This window comes from Actinomyces sp. 2119 (genome assembly GCF_003591215.1).
Taxonomy (GTDB): Bacteria; Actinomycetota; Actinomycetes; order Actinomycetales; family Actinomycetaceae; genus Actinomyces; species Actinomyces lilanjuaniae.
Genome location: NZ_QYRR01000008.1, coordinates 77,637 through 97,182, shown reverse-complemented (window position 1 = coordinate 97,182; position 19,546 = coordinate 77,637). Strand labels below are relative to the sequence as shown.

At 68.4% G+C, this 19,546-nt stretch carries 17 protein-coding genes; 9 read left to right on the top strand and 8 right to left on the bottom strand.

Translation table 11 applies throughout. The features are described from left to right. The first annotated feature begins 124 nt into the window (after positions 1-124). The gene (gene ilvA, locus D4740_RS10520) at positions 125-1,795 is read left to right on the top strand and encodes a threonine ammonia-lyase, biosynthetic (protein WP_310732083.1); all 1,671 of its coding nucleotides are present in this window, start codon (positions 125-127) and stop codon (positions 1,793-1,795) included. A gap of 217 nt (positions 1,796-2,012) precedes the next feature. After that, positions 2,013-2,567, top strand: a complete 555-nt coding sequence (locus D4740_RS10515) for an NADPH-dependent FMN reductase (protein ID WP_119836890.1) — start codon at positions 2,013-2,015, stop codon at positions 2,565-2,567. Between the two features lie 82 nt (positions 2,568-2,649). Here D4740_RS10515 and D4740_RS10510 read toward each other — a convergent pair whose 3' ends face one another. Both D4740_RS10510 and D4740_RS10505 read right to left on the bottom strand, forming a co-directional pair. Continuing rightward, positions 2,650-3,258, bottom strand: coding sequence for a DUF1269 domain-containing protein (locus D4740_RS10510; protein WP_119836889.1), 609 nt, complete (start codon positions 3,256-3,258; stop codon positions 2,650-2,652). Between the two features lie 453 nt (positions 3,259-3,711). Beyond that, positions 3,712-4,314 carry a LysE/ArgO family amino acid transporter gene (locus tag D4740_RS10505; protein WP_119836888.1) on the bottom strand — a complete coding sequence of 201 codons (603 nt, stop codon included), beginning with the start codon at positions 4,312-4,314 and terminating at the stop codon, positions 3,712-3,714. 55 nt (positions 4,315-4,369) lie between these two features. Between D4740_RS10505 and D4740_RS10500 the strand changes: the two genes are divergently transcribed. The 3 genes from D4740_RS10500 (at position 4,370) to D4740_RS10490 (ending at position 8,710) form a co-directional block, all read left to right on the top strand. Beyond that, positions 4,370-5,302: an ArgP/LysG family DNA-binding transcriptional regulator gene (locus D4740_RS10500; RefSeq protein WP_259390799.1), complete on the top strand. Its 933-nt coding sequence runs from the start codon at positions 4,370-4,372 to the stop codon at positions 5,300-5,302. 189 nt (positions 5,303-5,491) lie between these two features. Further along, entirely contained in the window at positions 5,492-7,462 is a 1,971-nt protein-coding gene (locus tag D4740_RS10495) for an ABC-ATPase domain-containing protein (protein ID WP_119836887.1), read from the top strand. A gap of 264 nt (positions 7,463-7,726) precedes the next feature. Continuing rightward, positions 7,727-8,710, top strand: coding sequence for a hypothetical protein (locus D4740_RS10490; RefSeq protein ID WP_259390798.1), 984 nt, complete (start codon positions 7,727-7,729; stop codon positions 8,708-8,710). 114 nt (positions 8,711-8,824) lie between these two features. Here the strand turns inward: D4740_RS10490 and msrA are convergent, their stop codons facing one another. From msrA to D4740_RS10475, 3 genes are all read right to left on the bottom strand, one after another. Next, positions 8,825-9,535, bottom strand: coding sequence for a peptide-methionine (S)-S-oxide reductase MsrA (msrA, locus tag D4740_RS10485; RefSeq protein ID WP_119836886.1), 711 nt, complete (start codon positions 9,533-9,535; stop codon positions 8,825-8,827). 141 nt (positions 9,536-9,676) lie between these two features. Further along, the gene (locus D4740_RS10480; protein ID WP_119836885.1) at positions 9,677-10,162 is read right to left on the bottom strand and encodes a transcription elongation factor GreA; all 486 of its coding nucleotides are present in this window, start codon (positions 10,160-10,162) and stop codon (positions 9,677-9,679) included. 269 nt (positions 10,163-10,431) lie between these two features. Then, positions 10,432-11,154 (bottom strand): hemolysin III family protein, encoded by a 723-nt coding sequence (locus D4740_RS10475; protein ID WP_119836884.1) that lies wholly within the window; start codon positions 11,152-11,154, stop codon positions 10,432-10,434. 331 nt (positions 11,155-11,485) lie between these two features. On the opposite strand from D4740_RS10475, the gene D4740_RS10470 reads away from it, so the two are divergent. Both D4740_RS10470 and D4740_RS10465 read left to right on the top strand, forming a co-directional pair. Further along, complete coding sequence (locus D4740_RS10470) at positions 11,486-12,265, top strand: isoprenyl transferase (protein WP_119836883.1); 780 nt, start codon at positions 11,486-11,488, stop codon at positions 12,263-12,265. A 122-nt stretch (positions 12,266-12,387) separates the two neighbouring features. After that, the gene (locus D4740_RS10465; protein ID WP_119836882.1) at positions 12,388-13,380 is read left to right on the top strand and encodes a restriction endonuclease; all 993 of its coding nucleotides are present in this window, start codon (positions 12,388-12,390) and stop codon (positions 13,378-13,380) included. 134 nt (positions 13,381-13,514) lie between these two features. Here D4740_RS10465 and D4740_RS10460 read toward each other — a convergent pair whose 3' ends face one another. The 3 genes from D4740_RS10460 to xseA form a co-directional block, all read right to left on the bottom strand. After that, entirely contained in the window at positions 13,515-14,459 is a 945-nt protein-coding gene (locus D4740_RS10460) for a carbohydrate kinase (protein ID WP_119836881.1), read from the bottom strand. Between the two features lie 198 nt (positions 14,460-14,657). Next, positions 14,658-14,918 (bottom strand): exodeoxyribonuclease VII small subunit, encoded by a 261-nt coding sequence (locus tag D4740_RS10455; protein ID WP_119836955.1) that lies wholly within the window; start codon positions 14,916-14,918, stop codon positions 14,658-14,660. Between the two features lie 177 nt (positions 14,919-15,095). Next, entirely contained in the window at positions 15,096-16,562 is a 1,467-nt protein-coding gene (gene xseA, locus D4740_RS10450) for an exodeoxyribonuclease VII large subunit (protein ID WP_396027246.1), read from the bottom strand. Between the two features lie 102 nt (positions 16,563-16,664). Here xseA and D4740_RS10445 point away from each other — a divergent pair, with 102 nt between their 5' ends. Next, on the top strand, positions 16,665-17,711 hold the full coding sequence (locus D4740_RS10445) for a 4-hydroxy-3-methylbut-2-enyl diphosphate reductase (protein ID WP_119836953.1): 1,047 nt from the start codon (positions 16,665-16,667) through the stop codon (positions 17,709-17,711). 416 nt (positions 17,712-18,127) lie between these two features. Continuing rightward, entirely contained in the window at positions 18,128-19,543 is a 1,416-nt protein-coding gene (locus D4740_RS10440) for an amino acid permease (protein WP_396027245.1), read from the top strand. Positions 19,544-19,546: the final 3 nt, after the last annotated feature.

The window sequence follows — 19,546 nt, the reverse complement described above, 5'->3', positions numbered from 1 at the left end:
TGGTCGATTTCATAACATCGCGGTTTCCCTGGCTGAGGATCTCAGGGGTCTCACAGGGAGGTGCGCGCCCCTGGTGCAGAGTCTCGTTTCCGTCCCCTGACCCTGATCGTCTAAGGTGGCTCGAGTGAGTTTCCCACAGGCTGATGACGCCCTCGGGCGCGACCAGGGCAGCGGGCCTCGAGGTACCACGGGCTCGGTCGTGACGGAACCTGCTGCGGTGCAACCTGCCGCCAGGACCGCTGCGACGAGTGCTGCTGGCCCCACCGGCTGGACCAGGTCGGACTACCTCAAGGAGATCCTGCGCGCCCCGGTCTACGAGGCGGCCGAGCACACTCCCCTCCAGCCCATGGAGGCTCTGTCCTCCCGTCTGGGCTGCACGGTCCAGGTCAAGCGGGAGGACCTCCAGGCCGTCCACTCCTTCAAGATCCGTGGTGCCTACAACGCCATGAGGTCCTTGGGGGAGCAGGAGCGCTTGCGGGGCGTGGTGACCGCCTCAGCCGGCAACCACGCCCAAGGAGTGGCCCGCTCAGCGGCCCTGCTGGGGATGCGGGCGCTTATCGTCATGCCCACGGTGACGCCCAGGATCAAGGTTGATGCCGTGCGCGCGCTAGGAGGGGAGGTCCGGCTGGCGGGGGACAACTTTGACGCTGCCAAGGCTGAGGCGCTGCGGGCGGCACGGGAGGAGGGCCTGACCTACATCGCCCCCTTTGACGACCCCCGGGTGATCGCGGGTCAGGGCACGGTGGGCCTGGAGCTCATCCAGCAGGACGCCGACCTGGACTGCGTCTTCGTGCCTGTAGGCGGTGGGGGCCTGGCGTCGGGGGTCGCCGTCCTGGTCAAGCAGCTCATGCCTGAGATCAGGGTCATCGGTGTCGAGCACGAGGAGTCGGCCTGCCTGAGCGCAGCCGTCCTGGCCGGCCAGCCGGTGACCCTGACCCGAGTGGGACTTTTTGCCGAGGGTGTGGCTGTGCGACGTGTCGGGGAGGAGACCTACCGGCTGTGCTCTGAGCTGCTGGACGACGTGGTGACTGTCTCCTCCGACGAGGTCTCCGCCGCTGTCCGTGACATCTTCGAGGACGTGCGAGCGATCTCCGAGCCCTCCGGTGCCATTGCCCTGGCGGGGCTCAAGCGCTACGCCGTCGACCACGACCTGCATGACCAGCGCCTGGCCTGTGTCCTGTCGGGGGCCAACCTCAACTTCCACCAGCTGCGTTACATCTCTGAGCGCTCCGAGATCGGTGAGCAGAGAGAGGCGATCCTCGGGGTGAGGATCCCCGAGGAGCAGGGGTCCTTCCTCCGGTTCGCCGCCGTGCTGGGAGGGCGCTCCGTCACCGAGTTCAACTACCGGTTCTCAGCCAGCCGTACCGAGGCCGAGCCTGCGCGGATCTTTGTCGGCGTGCGTACCACCGGGGGCTACCAGGAGCGTGCTGAGATCGTGGCGGACCTGGAGGAGGCGGGCTACAGCGCCATCGACCTGACGGAGGACGAGCTGGCCAAGGTCCACGTGCGCTCCATGATCGGGGGCCGCGCGGCGGCGGGGGTGGCGGAGAGGCTCTTCTCCTTCCTGTTCCCGGAGTCCCCCGGGGCGCTGCTGCACTTCCTGGAGGTCCTGGGGACGCGCTGGAACATCACCCTGTTCCACTACCGTACCGACGGTGCCGACTACGGGCGCATCCTGTGCGCCTTCGCTGCCGGCCCCGATGACACCGAGCTGACCGAGCACATGGACCGGCTGGGATACACCTACAACGAGGAGACCGCTGATCCTGCTGCCCGTTTCTTCCTGGGACGCTGAATGGGCTGCCGACTGACCCTGGGGTGACCGTGGGGCTGCGCCAGGGCACGTCAGGGGGACGCCGGTGACTGTGGTGGGTATCATCGAATAGACCTTGGCAAGTCTGGATATTAGGTCCTAAGGTAATTCATGGATCAAGTGTCCCGGTTCGTGGGCGCCAGGAAGGCCTAGGTGCCCCGCTGTCTTTCCTCGTTTTCTGTCCTGCAAGGAGAACACTATGACGCGTGTCGCCGTCGTTGTCGGCTCTGTCCGCCCCAACCGGATCGCTACCTCCATTGCCCAGTGGGTCGTGGACCAGGCCAGTGCCGTCGAGGGGGTTGAGGCCGAGCTGGTTGATATCGCCGCCTATGACCTCCCTCTTTTCGCAGAGGAGCTCCCCCCGATGGTGGGCGCTCCCGCGAACGAGGCTGGTGCTGCCTTCAACCAGGCGATGCAGTCCTTTGACGCGGTGGTGTTCGTGGCCCCAGAGTACAACTACTCCATCCCGGGAGCCCTGAAGAACGCTATTGACTACCTGGAGCCGCGTGCCCTGGCGAACAAGGGGGTGGGGCTGGTGGGCTACTCCTACTCCAACGGCATCCGTGCCGTGGAGCACCTCAAGCAGATCGTCACCGGGTTCGGTGGGGTTGTCGCCAGCCCGCAGGTCTACCTCTCTCTCAACACTGACGTCGCTGACGGGGCCTTTGCCCCGGCCGCCTACCACGACGGTGAGGTGCCTGCCATGGTGCAGGCGGTCGTCGCACGTAGCGAGGCGCTGGCCTGCCTGCGGTGAGTCTGAGGGTGCTGTCCCCGGGCGAGGCCGTGTCGGGGACAGCACCCGGTGGGACCCGACCGGGTGTGGTGCCGCCCCGCTGCTAGCTTCTGATGCGCAGCCGGGACCTGAGCGCGCTGATCCTCTCCTCGATCTTCTCCTTGCGCTCGGTGCGCTTCTCCTCGCGCATCACCCGGCGGGCCTCCGCCTGGGCCGCCTCGGCCGCCGCGTGCGCGGACTCCAGCTCGGTGAGGACCTCGTCGACACTGCGGCGGTGCACGGTGCCACCCAGGGGGGTCATGATGGAGTCCACGACCTCGGTGGCGAACTCGTTGACCTCGGCCAGGAGGGCGGTCTGGCCCGGGGAAACCGCCTGGGAGAACTCCGCAAGGACCTCAGCGCCGCGGTCCGCGCGCCTGATATCGACCGAGCTGCCGATCAGTGCTCCCGCGCCCCAGCCCAGAAGCATGCCCAGTGGTCCGCCCAGCACGCCGATCAGCATCCCGATCAGGCTTCCGGTGGCGACCCCGTAGTCGGCAGTGTTGTCCCTGCGGTCCCGGATGCGCAGCTGCCCGTCTGCGGTGCGTTCGACGACGGCCGCTCCTACCAGGCCTATCCTCTCCTGCTCAGAGGCCTGACGCAGCTCGCTGAACGCCTGGTAGGCCTTTGACTCCTCCGAGAAGGTCACGGCAATCACGTTGTTGCTGGCCATGGTTGATGCTCCTGATTCTCCCTCAAAGACGTGAGCACACTATGCGTGCTGCCTAACAGGGTCTGACGTTAGTGCCTGATTTCTGCCGGGTCGAGATATCACCGTGCGGGGTGTCAGCACGGCTCACCTGGAGCATATGACGGCCTGATAACAAAAATTCTCTCAAGCCCTGGGAATGCGGCCGATTATCCTGGGCCGGGAGGGGCTGCTGGTCACCGGCCGGTCTCACGGGGAGCCTCCAACTGAGACAATTCTTTTTAGTGAAGTCGGGTAGGAGCGAGCCGCAGCGTTGTGCGTCGCAGGCTCTCTGGCGGCTCCCAATCGGTATGTCTTACCCAACCGGACCAGTAGGTACCTGCATGCCTGCCGCGCCCGGGTACGGATGGGGCGCCCCGACGATGACGCGTAGTCCTGACAGCCCTGAATGACGCGCCCGGGCTCGGGTGGGGCGCCCTACCCTGCTGCGACCAGATGCACAGCCACCGTGACCATGACAACCCCCACGAGGACGTCCAGCACCCGCCAGGTCGCGGGCCGGGTCAGGGGCCGAGACAAGGCGCGCGCACCCAGTCCTAGCCCGGTGAACCACACCGCCGAGGCCGCGATCCCGCCTGCGGCGGCTACCCACCGGGCTGGGCCGAACTGGTTGGTCACCGAGCCCATCATGAGGACGGTGTCCAGGTAGACGTGAGGATTGAGCCAGGTCAGTGCCAGCGTCGTCACCGCGACCGAGGTGGCGGGCCTGGTCGTGTCGGCCTCGAGGCTGGAGGGCCTGAGGGCGGAGCGGAAGGAGGTAAGAGCGAAGCCCAGCAGATAGACCACTCCGCCCCACCGCAGCACCTCCAGCACCCAGGGAGCCATGGAGGACACCGCGTTCACCGCGCCGGTGCCGACGAGGATGAGGACCACGTCGGATGCGGTGCAGATCGTGATAACCAGGCCGATGTGCTCACGGCGCACGCCCTGGCGCAGGATCCAGGCGTTCTGGGCGCCGATGGCGACGATGAGGCCCAGACCGGTACCGAAGCCGGTGAGGGCGGGGGAGATGAGATCCATGGGAACGACGCTAGAGTCTCGACGAAGTGAAGCCAAGCGCGATAGTCTTCATATCGTGAAGAACGTCTTCATGCACCCGGACCAGATGGCGGCCCTCGTAGCCGTGGCGGACACCGGTTCCTTCGACCGTGCGGCAAGTTGCCTGGGAGTGTCCACCTCGGCGGTGTCCCAGCGCATTCGGGCACTGGAGTCTGGGCTGGGTCGGGTACTCCTACGTCGAGGTGCGCCGTCGACGGTCACTGAGACGGGTGCGACAGTCCTGCGCTACGCGCGCCAGCAACAGCTTCTGGCCGGGGAGATGACCACAGAGCTGGGGCTGGAGGCTGAGGCGGGGGACCCGGGAGGGCAGGGAGAAGGACCCGTCGAGCTGCCTGTGGCTGTCAACGAGGACTCGCTGGCGACGTGGTTTCCGGCGGTCTTCACTGAGGCTGCCCGGTGGTCCGACGTGCGGCTGCGGCTGGTAGCTGCTCACGAGGGGCGCACAGCCGAGCTCCTGAGAGACGGCAGTGTCATGGCGGCCGTCTCGGCAGGCTCCGGGCCCGTGGCAGGGTGCCGCAGCGAGCCCCTGGGCAAGGTGTCCTATCTCCCGGTAGCCGTACCTGCTCTCCTGGAGGGGGTGGGTCTGGACAGGGGCGGAGGCTATGGCGTTCCGGACGGGTCGGAGGAATCGCGCCTGTCCCGGCTTCCTGTCCTGCGCTTCGACGCGGTCGACGACCTGGAGGACCTGGTGCTAGAGGCATCGGGGCTGCCGCCGGGCCTTCCCGGGCCGAACGTGCCCGGGGCGGAGGCCTACACCCAGGCGCTCCTGGCAGGCATGGGCTGGGGACTCCTGACTCGGTCCCAGGCGGCACGCAACCCCGGTCTGGTGCCTGTCCCGGGGCTGGTACCGGTGGGACGTGAGCTGACCTGGTACCGATGGCGCCTGCGCTCAGCCCTCCTGGACCGTCTCACTGATGCTGTCCACAGAGCCTTCGACGCCTCAGCCTGAGACTGTGATGCAATCTTCGGCCTCGCTTTGGCGCATGGGGTGACTTGGACCTGCGCAGGGGCGCTGGCTCGTTGGTCACCTGGGCCGGGCAGAAGTCTGACGATGTGCGGCAAGTACGGGCAAGTGCGCGTCATGTCCTCTCAGGATGTCCTCGCAGGTGCAGGTTTGGCGCGCAGGTAGGGTGCGGGTATGAGTGAGCGCGAGGGGTACCGGGGCAGGCCAAGTGGCAGAAGTGAGCGCAGGGACGGGGGCCGCTCCCGCCAGGGATACCGTGACAGCCGTGGCTATGACCGCCGGGACGGACGCGGTCACGGCGGCTACCGTGATTACCGTGACTACCGCGACTACCGTGATGACCGGGGTGACCGCCAGGGTGGTCGCCGTGACCGTGATGAGCCGCGTGACGGTCTTCTGACGGACCTCGTGGGCCACCTCCGTGCCCTGGACGGCCGTTCCTACGCCGCGTACAAGGCCATTGTGGGGCGCTACGAGGCGCCTGGGGGCTGGGTCCTCCACGTCGACAAGGTCCAGCCTGATCCCTTCGCTCCACCCACGCGGGTCCACGTGGACGTGCCAGCGGACCTGCCTGCGCTGGCCCTGCTTGAGGACGAGGGGCTGCTGACCACTGCCGACCGGCGTCTGGCCGTGAGCGACTTCCTTACCCGGGAGCTGCACGCCTGCTTCCGCGGTACCGACCTGTCGATCGCGGCTCCCGGCCAGGAGATCCTGGAACGCTCCAGCGTCGTCCTGCGCCGGGGCTTCGGGGCCGACGCCGGGGCTGACGCAGGTGCAGGCGTGGCGCGCGGTGAGGAGTCCTCTGCGGCGGCGGGATGGACCATTGAGGTGCGCGCCCGTATCGCTCTGCCGGCGCAGGGGCGTTCCATCCAGGGGCAGGCTGCCTCCCGGATCGTGGGGCGCGACCTGGTGCGCGAGCTGGAGACAGCCCTGGACCTGAGTGGGGAGAGGGCGCAGCGCCTGCTCGCCCACGTTGCCGCCTTGGAGGACCACCGCGCCCTGACGGAGGTCGTGCGGCAGCAGGGCTGGGTGGCTTTCCTGGCCGACGGCTCCGTCCTGCCACGTCGCTCCGGAGTCAGTGACGAGCCCCTGGCTGAGGGCGTTCCCCTGGCTGCCCCGGACTCCCTGGCTGCCACGGTCGAGCTGCCGCACGCCGGGACGGTGCGCGGAGCCGTCGTCGGGGCCGGGGTGACCCTGGTCGTCGGTGGTGGCTACCACGGTAAGTCCACCCTCCTGGGGGCGGTGGAGCGTGGAGTCTACCCGCACGTGCCCGGGGACGGGCGCGAGCTCGTGGCTACTCTTCCCGACGCGGTCAAGGTCCGTGCCGCCGACGGCCGTGCGGTGACCGGGGTGGACCTCAGCCCGTTCATCTCCCACCTGCCCGGCGGGCGCGACACCGTCTCCTTCACCACGCGCAACGCCTCGGGCTCCACCTCCCAGGCAGCCTCCATCGTCGAGGCGCTTGAGGCCGGGGCGGGCGCCTTGCTGCTGGACGAGGACACCTCTGCCACCAACCTGCTGATCCGGGACTCTCGCATGCGTCGGCTTGTCGCTGACGAGCGCGAACCCATTACGCCTCTGGTGGACCGTATCGGGGCGCTAGCCCGATCGCGCGGGGTCTCCACGGTCATGGTCATGGGTGGGTCCGGGGACTACCTGGACGTGGCCGACCGGGTCCTGCTTATGGACTCCTACCACCTGCGTGACGCCACCGACCAGGCGCGGCAGGTGGCGGCCGACCAGCCTCGTGCCCTGACTGCCCTGGAGGACTTCCCTGCCCCAACGGCGCGGCTTCCGCGTCCTGCTCCGCCGCGAACCAGGCGGGGGCCCTCGCGCACGCGGGCGCTGGGCACCCGGGCTGTGGTCCTGGACCGTGAGGAGATCGATATCTCCGATGTGGCCGGTGTCGTGGACCCGGGGCAGGCCGAGGCGCTGGCCTACGCCCTGCGGGCACTGCTGGAGCAGCGCTTTGACGGGGAGTCCTCCCTGGACGAGTGCCTCCGGGACCTGGAGGCGCTGCTGGACGACGAGAGCCTGGATGCCTTTGCCCAGGGCCCCTGGGACCGGCCAGCCTTTCTGGTACGTCCTCGGATGGTGGATGTCGCGGCTGTCGTCAGCCGCTACCGGGGTCTGGAGCTGGCCTGAGCCGTCTGGTCCCAGGTGCGCAGGTCGGTTCAGGCAACGGAAACGTCATAGGACAACACGGTGCCAGGTTGTCCTATGACGTTTTTGTTGCCCGGGAGGTGCGGCTGCAGCCACGGCGTGGCGGAGTGGCAGAAGAGAGAAGAGCAGGCCGTTAGCCGTGTCCGGGAAGATGCCTCCTCTCCACATGTGTTCGGAACGCGTCTTCTCTCCACAGCGCCTGGACCGCGCTGCGCGTTCGCTTCGGGGTGGTTGCAGCATGCGTATATGACTGCTTCTCAGCACCGCCGTCTACCGGCTGCGACCGAGCCGACTACCGGGGTACCCGAGCGGGGCGAGGCTCGGCTTGTGCCGCTGCTGCGACGTGACCTTGGCCTGGACGGCTGCCCCTGCGCTCGGCCGGACCTCAGCGATGACTGGATACGTGTCGCCTCCGGTGTCTACGCCCCGCGCGGAGCCTGGCAGATCGCAGCACCGCAGGATCGACAGCGCTTCCTCATCGCTGCGGCCCGGCGCAGGTACGGATCTGACCTTGTCCTGTCGGGGGCTTCGGCTGTTGTTGCTTATGGGCTCCCCCTAGTCGGAGCAGCGCCGCGACGGGTCGACGTGATAGTCAGGCGTCGAGGGCGGGCGTACACCTCCCTGCTACGTCGTCATCTAGCCCGTGAGGAGGTCGATGTAGTGCGTGTGGGCGACCAGGCGGTAGCCGTGCTCCCGGACACCTTGGTTGATCTTGCTCGATGGCATGGGGTCATGGCGGGAGTCGCTGCTATGGACGCGGCCCTGAACCAGGGTATGTGCGGCCCCAAGAACCTCAGGGCGGCGTTGGAACGTCTTCCCGCAGGCTCTTACGGGGCGGCACGCGCCCGGTGCGCGGTACACCTGGCTGATGGCCGCTCCGAGTCCCCTGGTGAGTCTATGTCCCGAGTGCGTATGTGGGAGAATATGTTGCCCCAGCCTGAGCTGCAGGTTACCGTGCACGCAGCTGGGCAGAGGTACGTGCTGGACTACTTCTGGCCCGGCATCCAGGCTGCGGGCGAGTTCGATGGTCGCGTCAAGTACCGCTCGACCTCTTTCGGGGCAGATCCGGAGGATGTCCTCTGGAACGAGAAGCTTCGGGAGGACGCTATCCGTGCTGAGGGGCTGGGGGTAGCGCGGTGGACGTGGATGCACGCATGGAGTGATGGTGGGAGACAAATGTGTCAACGGCTTGCCGGGATCGGGGTCGTTCCTGTGTCTAAGCGATGGTAGTCAGGCCCCGGCAACGGAAACGTCATAGGACAACACGGTGCCAGGTTGCCCTATGACGTTTTTGTTGCCCGGGAGGTGCGGCTGCGCGCAGAGGGAGGTATCGTCTAGGCAGCCTTAAACAGCCTGCGGCGGGAGCACGTCTACCTGGGCAGGCAGGTTAGCGACGCCCACCGGGCAGGTCACGCCGTGCGGGCCGTGGTTGCAGTATCCGCCAGGGTTCTTGTGCAGGTAGCCCTGGTGGTAGTCCTCCGCCAGGTAGAACGGCCCGCCAAAGTCCGCGTACAGTTGGTCGGCGGGGTCGATGGTCGTGACGCACCGGCCCCGGCCCAGGCGGGTCAGCTCTCCCTGGAAAGCCTGTCTTAGTGCCAGGGCCGTGGCGTGCTGGGCAGGGGTCGTGGTCCATACGGCAGAGCGGTACTGGGTGCCGACGTCGTTGCCGTGGCGGTTGAGCCGGGTGGAGTCATGGTTCTCCCAGAAGACCTTGAGCAAGGACTGACCACCCTCGCCGCAGACGGCGGGGTCATAGACGACCCGGACGGCCTCTGCGTGCCCGGTGGCGCCGGTGCACACCTCCTGGTAGGTGGCGTTGGGAGTCGTCCCGCCCATATAGCCCACGGCTGTGGAGACCACGCCCTCCTGCCGCCACAGAAAGCGCTCCACGCCCCAGAAGCAGCCACCAGCCAGGTAGAGGACCTGGGACTCCTCAGGCCAAGGGCCGTCTAGCGGAGTGCCGAGTACTACGTGGTTACCAGGATCGGGCAGTACCGGGTACTCACGGCCGGGAAGCGTGGTGCTTCGGGAAGGGCGGGCTGGTTCCGGAGTCATAGGCACACTGTAGCCCCCTGGACTCGCAGTTGGTTGTGCGCTACCAGGAGCAGGGTGACAGCAGCGACACAGCCCCGGGTGCACGGCTGGCTGTGGCGCTCACCCGTGCACCCGAGCGGGGTGCAGCACCGGGTCCGGTGCTCATACCCTTCGGACGTCGAGGATCTCTGCGGAGATCGTACGTCCGTTGGGCGCCTCGTAGGAGACGGTGTCGCCAGCGCGGTGCCCCATAAGTGCCTGCCCCAGCGGGGCGTCCGGTGAGAACACCTTGACGCCGTCGGGGACGTCGGCGGTGATCTCCTGGCCTCCCAGGGCGAAGACCTGGTCCTTGCCGGCGAGCCTCGCCGAGACGATGGTGCCCGCGGAGACGGTTCCGTCGTCGGCGGCCTGGCCGATCTGGGCGTTGTCCAGGGTCTCTTCCAGCTGGATGATGCGGGCCTCGTTGAGGCCTGCCTCCTCCCGGGCTGCGTGGTACCCGGCATTCTCCCGAAGGTCGCCCTCCTGGCGGGCGGCCTCGACCCGCTGGGCGATCTCCTTGCGCTCTGTTGTCCTACGGTGCTCCAGCTCGGCGGCCAGTCGGTCAAAAGCCTCCTGGGTGAGCCAGGTACCCTGCGTCTGCTCAGACATACGTCCTCCTGAAGTGGTCGGGTGGTGGCATCACGCTCCCGCTGGCGGCAGCACGGGGACGAGAGCGACGCTCGGTCGTGCTGGGCGGGGACCAAGCGGGCTTAAGGGGCGAGTCTACGCCGTATTCTGGGAGATCGCTGAGAAACTCGAGTGCACGGCAACTGGATGACTCCGGATTTCCTGCTGTGACCTGCACGGACGCAGAAAGTGAGACTAGTGGTACATCCCCGCTTGCAGTGGTCGTGGTCGTGTCCGAGAGAGCGGTCGGCTCAGAGCACAGCCAGGAGGCAGGCGGTGTAGTGGCAGGCCCAGGCCGCCACGGTGCAGGCGTGGAAGATCTCGTGGAACCCGAACCACCGGGGGAAGGGGTTGGGCCTTTTGCGTGCGTACACCACGGCACCTACCGTGTAGATCGTCCCTCCTGCCATGAGCAGCCACACGACCGCCGGGCCTCCGGTGCTCCAGAACTGTGGCAGGAACCAGACCGCGACCCACCCCAGCACCAGGTAGAGAGCAGTGGTAAACCAGCGGGGGGCGCTCATCCACACCAGGTTCGTGGCTGTCCCGACGACGGCGCCGACCCAGACGATGCCCAGGACCAGGGCCGCGGTTGGTGAGGGCAGGAGTGCCACGGACAGGGGAGTGTAGGTTCCGGCGATCAGCAGGTAGATGTTGGCGTGGTCAATACGGCGCAGGACTGCGGTAACGCGTCGTGACCAGTGGCCGTTGCCGATGTGGTAGATACCGGAGTTGGTGAACAGCAGCAGGGAGCAGGTGAGGTAGACGGCGCAGGCCCAGGTCAGGGTCGCTCCTGGGGCGAGGACTGTCAGTGCGGTGCAGGCAGCCAGGGCGAGGGGAGCAGTGGCGGCGTGGATCCAGCCGCGTAGACGGGGCTTGACCGTGATAAGCAGCGAGGCGGTGGCATTGAGGGTGCCGCGTGTCTCCGCCGCGAGGGGCCGACGGCGGGGCTGTCTTGCTGCAGGGCCGCCCATGGGTGTCCTCCTGGATCTCCTGGGTGCAGGTTGGGCTGGTCCGTGCCGACAGGCGAGGCTACGAGTACGCAGGTTACGTTAGCGTAGGTTCCTGGACCTGCTGCGAGTTGCGCGACGAGGTGCCTGACACATCCTCCCGGTAGGCTCCTGACAGGTGCCCTGTTACTGCACGGACCATGACGGGGCGCGTGGAGGCGGGTCCACGCTACCGTTGGACCTGGGCAGCACCCGTCAGGTTCCGCACCGGGGTGCTGAGAGGCCCCGGGCCCTCTCTGGGGGTGGTGAGAGGGCTGCTGGGAAGGTCCCAGGACACCCACGCGGAAGGAGCGGTATGGCAGGCGACAGCATCGTCTACAACCTCTACGAGCGCCGTCTGGCCGCGCGGGTTGACCCGACCCGGGTCCCGCACCACGTGGGTGTCATTCTTGACGGCAACCGCCGGTGGGCGAAGTCCATGGGTTTTGGAACCGCCCACGGTCACAAGCGCGGGGCGGACAAGATCCGGGAGTTCCTCGGCTGGGCAGAGCAGTCGGGGGTGCGCGTCGTGACCCTGTGGCTGTTGTCCACGGACAACCTCTCCCGTGACCCGGCTGAGCTCCGCCCTCTTCTGGACATTATTGTCCAGGCCGTAAGGGAGCTTGCTGCCACCGGGCGGTGGACACTGCGCCTGGTAGGCGCTGTCGAGCTGCTTCCAGAGTCTGTGGCGTTACGCCTGCAGGAGGCGGTGGATGCCGAGTCCCAGGGTGGTGGTGCCCAGGAGGCCAGGCGGGTCCAGGTCAATATCGCCGTCGGCTACGGGGGGCGCCAGGAGATTGCTGATGCCGTGCGGAACCTGCTGCGGGAGAGGGCTGAGGAGGGGGCCAGTCTGGAGGACGTGGCCGCCTCACTGAGCGAGGAGGACATCACCGCCCACCTCTACACCAGAGGTCTGCCCGACCCTGACCTGCTCATCCGTACTTCCGGGGAGCAGCGGCTGTCGGGCTTCATGCTGTGGCAGTCGGTACACTCCGAGTTCTACTTCTGCGATGTGAATTGGCCTGCCTTCCGTCGCATCGACTTCCTGCGCGCCCTGCGCGACTACACCGGACGGGAGCGTCGCCTGGGGCGGTGAGGCGGCGGGGCTGCTGCGGGCTCCGGCGCTGTCGTGACGGGGATGGCACGGTGGGCCGTGCCCGTGTCGTAAGCCCGTCGACCTTGCCTGCCAGTGCTTCCGGGCGCCCTTAGACTCTGGCCATGGTCATCGCAGCCCTGCCCGAGGACGACGGAACACGAGCGATCCAGGCTGAGACGGCCGATACGGCACAGCAGGATGCCCAGCCCACGTGGGAGCAGTTTCTGGTTCCTCTCCTGCGCCTGCTCAACGACGGCAGGGTGCAGCAGCTGAGGGTCCTGCGCCAGGTTCTCACTGGTGAGGACTTGGCGCGTCACCTTCAGGCGCCTGCTGCGGCACTGTCGGGGCACAGTGCCAGTGACGGACGCGTGTCCCTGGCCGTGGCCCACCTGGCTCGCGCCGATGCTGTCGAGCGGCCCTCGCGCGGCCAGTACCGCATCACTGAGACCGGACGCCAGATCCTGGCCGAGTTTCCTGACGGCCTCACCCAGGCGGAGGTGGAGGAGCTGGCCGACTACGCCGCGACCAGGCGGCGCTCGGCGGGCAGGCACGAGCGAGCCCGCCCGCTCGTCGAGGAGCCCGGTGGACGCACGACCACGGTTGCTGCGGTGCACCAGATTGGTGACGGGCTGGAACGTCTCCGGGAGACGGTGACGACCGAGCTGCTCCAGCGGCTTCATGCCCAGGACCTGGAGGCGTTTGGGACGACACTGCTGACGCTCCTGGAGGCTATGGGGTACGGCGTGCAGGGGCGCAGGCCGCTGCTGGAGCTTACCCAGGATGGGGGTGTCGAGGCCGTGATCGACGATGACCCGCTCGGGCTGAGCCGCATCTACCTGCAGGCCAAGCGTCTTGCCCCCATGGGGATGCCGACGGGCCGTCCCGTCGTTCAGGCCTTCGTCCGAGAGGTCCAGCGACGGGGACTGGTGCAAGGAATGTTCGTCACCACCGGGCGTCTGACAGCGGAGGCGTGGACGCACGCGCAGCGGGCCACCAGCCGTGTCCTGCTGGTTGACGGCGAGGCCCTGGCCTCGCTGATGATGTGTTACGGCGTCGGGGTCAGGCCCTACGAGACCCTCCGGCTCCTGGAGGTGGACGAGGAGTTCTTCGCCTAGCCCCCGGGTGCCCTGGTCTCAGGGCTGTCTGTCCAGTCCGGGCTCCGGCCGAGCTCGGGAGCGCAGGGCACCCGGGCCGCAGGACGGCTGCCCGCTCCCGGCTCCGTGCCCCGTCTCTGCTGAGGGGCGGCGCCTCAGCCCAGCTCGGCCCGGGTGGGAGGGTTGGCGCCGGGACGCGCGACCGTGATATCGGCGATCCGGGCGGCGTGACGCACGATCCTCTCCAGCGCAGCCTCGTCCACGGCTCGCAGGGCCTCGCGTCGGTCGGCCCCCACCAGGTCCTCGCTCCACAGGGCGTCCTCCAGGCCACCCATGAAGGAGTCGCCGGCCCCCACAGTGTCAGCGACGACGACGTCAGGATCGGCAGGTACCTCCACACGCAGACCGGAGCCAGTCAGCGCCAGCGCTCCCTTCTTGCCACGGGTCACGACGACCACGGCGGCCCCCAGGTCCAGCCAGCGGCGCAGCACCTCCTCCATGTCGGCATCGGGGCCGTAGAACCAGGCGATGTCCTCGTCGGAGCACTTGACCAGGTCGGCGAGAGCGACGATGCGCTCGACGATCGTGCGGGCGTGCTCGGGGCTGCCCATGAGCTGGGGGCGGGCGTTGGGGTCGTAGGCGATGGTGGAGGTGGCACGGTAGTCGCGCAGCACTTGCTCCACGGTGGAGCGTCCCGGCTCCAGCACGGCGGCGATCGACCCGGTGTGGACCAGGAGGGGAGGCTCGGCGCCTTCGGGGCGGGAGGGATAGGGCGGGTTCCAGTCCAGGTCAAAGACGTAGGTGGCGGCCCGGTCCTCCCCGATGGTGGCCTGGGCCGTGGAGGTATGGGCCGCGCCGTCAGCCCCTGCGCTCAGACGGACGCCAGCAGCCTCCAGGTGGGAGCGCACTGCCTGGCCGCGTTCGTCGGTGCCGATCCAGCAGGTCAGCTCGGTGTCACGGCCTAACCGGGCCAGTCCCAGGGCGACGTTGGCCGGAGACCCTCCGGGGATGTCCACGGGCTCCTGCCCGGGGTGGATAACAACGTCGACCAGTGCCTCTCCGATAGACAGGGCGGTTCCTTGGCGGCCGGGGGCGGTCATGCTGACTCCTTCGTGCTGGACCGGGGGTTCGATGGTGCGTCGTGGCGGGCAGGTAGGCACAGCCTAGCGACATCGTCGTCCCGACGGGGTGTCTTGGCCGCTCCGGTTTGGGCTGGTGGCTGGTGCTGTGAGGGCGCGGCTGGCAGGACGGCTGGCGGCATGGCAGCCGGTGCAGCGATGCAGCCTCGGAGTCGCAGGTCACTGCGGAGGCTCGGAGACGCCCTCGTGTGTGCTGGCTGCGCGGTTGTCCACGGCGGCCAGCCGGGCGCGAGCCTGGTCCAGCCAGGCCTGGCACCGCTGGGCCAGGGCCTCGCCCCGTTCCCACAGGGCCAGGGAGTCCTCCAGCGGTACCGAGCCCGCCTCAAGACGGCCGACGACGGCGACCAGCTCCTCCCGGGCCTGCTCATAGGTCAGGGTGGCGACATCGCTGGGCAGGTCATCGGGCGTGCCACCAGACAGGTTGTCGGCCTGGTCGTACTGCGGCGACGGGTCGGAGGCTCCCCTGGTCTGGGAGGGTGACGTGGAAGACGGCTCAGTGCTCACGCCCCCGATTGTCGCACGTCACGGCAGGTGGCCAGCCCGGTTCCTGTAGTTCCCGCTGTCTGCCTTCCCTATCTGACCAGTTCGCTGCGCGGCTCACTCCTCCTCGCCATTGCTCCCGGTGGTCCCGGGGCTGCCGACTGGCCTGGTCGCCCCGACGACCTGGGCCACCATGCGGCCGCGTGCGAGGATGCCTTCAATGAGGTCGCCCTTCTTGATGTCCTCGGCGCCGGTGATGACCGTGCCCCCTGGGGTGCGCAGGATCGCGTAGCCGCGCTCCAGCACGCCCTGGGGGGACAGGGCGGTCAGGCGGGCGTGCTCGGCCCGCAGGTCCGCCGCCGCCAGGGACAGGTGGTGGCTCAGCGCACGACGCAGCCGGTCGCGGGCCTGGTCCAGCTCGCTCAGGCGGACGCTGACGATCGAGGTGGGCTCAGCCAGCACCGGGCGGGCACGCAGCTGGTCCAGGGCGGTCTGCTCGGCGTCCAGGCGCGTGGTCATCAGGGAGCGCAGGCGCTCACGGGCCGAGTCCAGGCCGGAAGTCTCCTGGGACAGGTCGGGTACGATCCGCCGGGCGGCGTCGGTGGGGGTAGAGGCTCGGTAGTCGGCCACGAGGTCCAGCAGGGGGCAGTCGGTCTCGTGGCCGATCGCGGAGACCAACGGGGTACGGCAGGCGGCGGCGGCACGTACCAGGCCCTCGTCGGAGAAGGGCAGAAGGTCCTCCACAGCCCCGCCGCCGCGGGCGACGACGATGACGTCAACGTCCTCTACAGCATCGAGCTCGCGCAGGGCCCGGGTGACCTCAGGCACGGCCTGGCTGCCCTGGACGGCGACCTCACGGACCTCGAAGGGAAGACCAGGCCAGCGCAGCCGGGAGTTGACCAGGACGTCGTCCCTAGCCTTGGCGGCCCGCCCGCACACCAGGCCCACCCGGCGGGGCAGGAACGGCAGGGGCTGCTTGCGCTCGGCGTCAAAAAGGCCCTCGGCGGCCAGGACTCGGCGCAGCTGCTCAATGCGTGCCAGGAGGTCGCCCACCCCCACGGGGCGGACGTCATCGGCCTGGAGCTGCAGGGAACCACGCTTTGTCCAGAAGACCGGCCGGGCGTGGACCACCACGCGGGCGCCCTCGGAGAGCTGGGCGCCGCTACGGGCCAGGACGGCATCCAGAGCGCGGGCGTACATCGACACTGACATGGAGGCGTCGGCGTCGGTGTCACGCAGGGTGAGGAAGACCATCCGTGCTCCGGGGCGGCGGGAGAGCTGGACCACCTGGCCCTCCACCCACACCTCGGTCATGCGGGAGACGTACTCCTCGATCTTGGACGACAGCAGCCGCAGCGGCCACGGGTTGTCCGCAGTGGTGAGGTTGGCGCGGGGCGCCAGCTCGCGCGCCCCTGTGGCTAGGCCGGCCCGGCCGGAGGGGCTGAGGGAGTCGGCCCGGCCGGAGGGGCTGAGGGAGTCGGCCCGGCCGGAGGGGCTGGCAGGCTGAGTAGGCGCCGAGGCGGGGCCTGAGGCGGTGGGGCCGCTGGACGGCGGGTGAGGAGGGTGAGACGTCACGTGCCCCACTGTGCCACGTCCGTCACTGTGCCACGTCTGTCACTGCACCTGTGGGTGGCCCTGTGGCACAGTGGGGACGTGACCGTGACACGTGGGACGAACGACCCGGCTGTGGCTGCTCAGACGCCTCGGCCCGGCTCCGGGCAGCAGGGCAGGAAGGTGCTGCTGGCTGCTCCCCGGGGCTACTGTGCCGGGGTGGACCGGGCGGTTGACGCCGTCGAGCAGGCCCTGGAGCACTACGGCGCACCCATCTACGTACGCAAGGAGATCGTCCACAACAAGTACGTGGTAGAGGCCCTGTCGCGGAGGGGCGCGGTGTTCGTCTCTGAGACTGATGAGGTGCCTGAGGGCGCGCGCGTGGTCTTCTCCGCCCACGGCGTCTCCCCGGCGGTGCACGAGCAGGCGGCGGCCCGAAACCTGGACACCATTGACGCGACCTGCCCGCTGGTGACCAAGGTGCACAAGCAGGCGGTGCGCTTCGCCAAGGGCGACTACGACATCATCCTGGTGGGGCACACCGGCCACGAGGAGGTCGAGGGGACCCAGGGGGAGGCGCCCGACCATATTCAGGTGGTCAATGGTCCCCACGAGGTGGACCAGGTCACCGTCCGCGACCCGGAGAAGGTCGTGTGGATCAGTCAGACCACCCTGAGCGTGGACGAGACCATGGAGACGGTACGTCTCCTGCGGGAGCGGTTCCCCGCGCTGACCGACCCGCCCGGGGACGACATCTGCTACGCCACTCAGAACCGGCAGGCGGCGGTCAAGGAGATCGCCCCCCAGGTTGACCTCATGATCGTTGTGGGTTCGGGGAACTCCTCCAACTCGGTGCGCCTGAAGGAGGTGGCTCTGGATGCGGGGGCTGCCGCCTCGCACCGGGTCGACTACGCCGCGGAGATCGACCCGGCGTGGCTGGAGGGGGTCCAGACCGTGGGCCTGACATCGGGGGCCTCCGTGCCGGAGATCCTGGTGCGCGAGGTCATCGACCGCCTGGCCGAGCTTGGCTTCACCGACGTGCAGGAGGTGCGGACCGCCACGGAGAAGATCTCCTTCTCCCTGCCGAAGAACCTGCGTGCTGACCTCAAGACCGCAGCGGGCGCGACGGGAGGGCAGCCGTTGCACGGGCGCCGTCAGCCGGTAGCGGACCACACCTGCTGAGCCGGTGCCCCGTAGGTGCTCTGCCTGGTGCCAGGGTCATGACCGCCCCTGTGTAGACCACGGTGCCCCGTAGGTGCTCTGCCTAGTGGGCGCGGTGTGCCGGTGAGAGTCTCCCGGGTTGCGGGCCTCTCGGAGGCCCTGTCGTCAGAGACGACTTCCAGGCCTCGGGCTGTCCTGTGCCCCTGGGACTCTCGAAGATCTGCGGCTGCTGGCGCTAGCGCCCTGGCGCAGGTGCTACTGTCTGGGTGATGTCGCACCGCCCCGGGACGTCGGCGCCCGCCTCACACAAGTCCGCTGCCAAGACACCTGACGCCGTGACGGCCGCTTCCGGCCAAGCCCCTGCTGGCACCCGCTCTCCCGGCCAGTCTCCTGCGCCTGACGACAGTGGGCTCAGGCGTAGCCTGTCCAACCGCCACATGCAGATGATCGCCATCGGCGGGGCGATCGGTACGGGACTGTTCGTGGCCTCGGGCGCCACGGTGTCCCAGGCCGGGCCAGGGGGCGCCGTCCTGGCCTACGCGGCCGTAGGGCTCATGGTGCTGCTGCTCATGCAGTCCCTGGGGGAGATGGCGGCGCACGTCCCGGTGGCGGGCTCCTTCCAGACCTACGCCACACGGTTTGTCAGTCCCTCCTTCGGGTTCGCGATGGGGTGGAACTACTGGTTCAACTGGGCTATCACGGTGGCGGCTGAGCTGGTCGCAGCGGGGATCGTCATGGCCTACTGGCTGCCTGGTGTCCCCTCCTGGGTGTGGGCGGCGCTGTTCCTGGCACTGCTGACCGGTCTCAACGCGCTGTCGGCACGAGCCTTCGGCGAGGGGGAGTTCTGGCTGGCGGCCGTCAAGGTGGTCACGGTCATCGTGTTCCTCGTGGCCGGTGTGGCCATGATTGTGGGGATCATCGGGGGCCACAGCGAGGGGCTGAGTAACTGGACGGTGGGGGACGCGCCCTTTCACGGGGGAGCGTTGGCGGTGGTCTCGGTGTTCATGATCGCCGGCTTCTCCTTCCAGGGCACCGAGCTGGTGGGAGTGGCAGCCGGTGAGGCCCGTGACCCGCGCCGTGACGTGCCGCGCGCCATCCGCACCGTGTTCTGGCGGATCATGCTGTTCTACATCGGGGCGATCGCGGTGGTGGGAACCCTGGTGGCCTATACGGACCCCAACTTGTTGCGCACTGGGACCGAGGACGTGTCCTACTCGCCGTTCACACTGGTCTTTGCCCGGGCCGGGATCGCTGCGGCAGCAGCGGTGATGAACGCGGTGATCCTGACTGCGGTGCTCAGCGCGGGCAACTCGGGCTTGTACGCCTCCACCCGGATGCTGCACTCCATGGCCCTGCAGGGACAGGCGCCTGTCTGGTTTGCCTATGTCAACCGCCGGGGCGTGCCGGTGCGTGCCCTGGGGGCGACGGCCGCGGTGGGTGGCGCAGGATTCCTCACCGCGGTGGTGGGGCAGGACACGGCCTACACCTGGCTGCTCAACGTGTCCGCTCTGTCCGGGTTCATGGTCTGGCTGGGGATCGCCGTGTGCCACCTGCGGTTCCGGCGCGCCTACGTGCTCCAGGGTAACGATCCGGCTGACCTGCCCTACCGTGCGCCGTTGTTTCCCCTGGGGCCGGTTGTGGCCTTCACCCTGTGCGTGGCGGTGGTCCTGGGGCAGAACTATGAGGCGGTCTTCCAGGGGGAGGTGGTACGGGTGCTGTCCTCCTACATCGGGCTGCCGGTATTCTTCCTGGTCTGGCTGGGGCACCGTCTGGTAACCGGGTCCCGTGTGGTGCCTCTGGAGCAGGTGGACGTATCCGGGGTCAGGGTCGAGGCGGGCAGCGGTGATCGGTGAGTC